Raw genomic sequence first — 1,221 nt, 5'->3', positions numbered from 1 at the left:
GTTATAGGCCAGCATCTTGCCAGGGAACTTGGCGTGCACGGCGTCGGCGAATTTCTTGGCGAAGACCAGGTCCGGCTTGCCGGTTTCGCACCACACCAGGTCGGCGTAAGGCGCGTAAGCCAGGGCGCGCGAGATGGATTGCTCCAGGCCGTTGCGGACCTTGTAGAAGCCTTCCACGGTGCGCTCGCCGGTGCAGAATGGCTGGTCGTTCTCGTCCACATCGGAAGTCAGCAGGTCGGCTGCTTCCGCATCGGTACGGGCGATCACCAGGGTCGAAGTGCCCATCACGTCGGCAGCCAGGCGGGCTGCGACCAGCTTCTCAACCGCTTCACGCGATGGCACCAGCACTTTGCCGCCCATGTGGCCGCACTTCTTCACGGAAGCCAGCTGGTCTTCAAAGTGCACACCGGATGCGCCCGCTTCGATCATGGACTTCATCAGTTCGAATGCGTTCAGCACGCCGCCGAAACCGGCTTCCGCGTCGGCCACGATTGGCGCGAAGAAGTCGATATCGTCTTTGCCTTCGGACCACTGGATCTGATCAGCGCGCTGGAAGGTGTTGTTGATGCGGCGAACCACCATTGGCACCGAGTTCGCCGGGTACAGCGACTGGTCCGGATACATTTCGCCAGCCAGGTTGGCGTCGCCCGCCACCTGCCAGCCGGACAGGTAGATCGCTTTCAGGCCGGCCTTCACCTGCTGCATTGCCTGGTTGCCGGTCAGCGCGCCCAGGGCGTTGACGAACGGTTCGTTATTGACCAGATCCCACAGCTTCTCAGCGCCGCGCTTGGCGATGGTGTGTTCGATCTGCAGGGAGCCGCGCAAGCGCACCACGTCTTCCGCGGTGTACGGACGGGTGACGCCTTTCCAGCGTGGGTTGGTGTCCCAGTCTTTTTGCAATGCTGCGATTTGTTCTGCGCGAGTTGTCATGATCTTCTCCTTGGTAGCTAGATGAAAAACGAAATCCGTTAGAGACATCATATGCTTTGTTGTTCAGCGCAACAATAGTCTTATATAAGACATATGAGCAAATATTTTCAACAAATAATCAATAACTTACGTTTTAATTTCCATGATACGGAACGCCATTTCTAGGCATGAAAGCAAAATCGCTGCTTAATTTTGTGCGCTTTTCAAAGCGTGAGATCAGCATTTTGCATCGTGAAAAATGCACAAATTAAGGGCAGAAAAAACAATGCCCCGACTCGCGGGGCATTGTTT

1 protein-coding gene is annotated in these 1,221 nt (G+C 56.1%); it reads right to left on the bottom strand.

The window, feature by feature from the left end:
- Positions 1–930 (bottom strand): isocitrate lyase (gene aceA, locus AB4Z11_RS32100; protein WP_442030278.1); only part of this gene is annotated, 930 nt, incomplete at its 3' end.
- Positions 931–1,221 lie beyond the last annotated feature (291 nt).

Source organism: Pseudoduganella sp. RAF53_2, assembly GCF_052113985.1.
GTDB lineage: Bacteria > Pseudomonadota > Gammaproteobacteria > Burkholderiales > Burkholderiaceae_D > Rugamonas.
The sequence above is the reverse complement of the archived record's forward strand: the minus strand, read 5'-3'. Positions and strand labels throughout refer to the sequence as shown.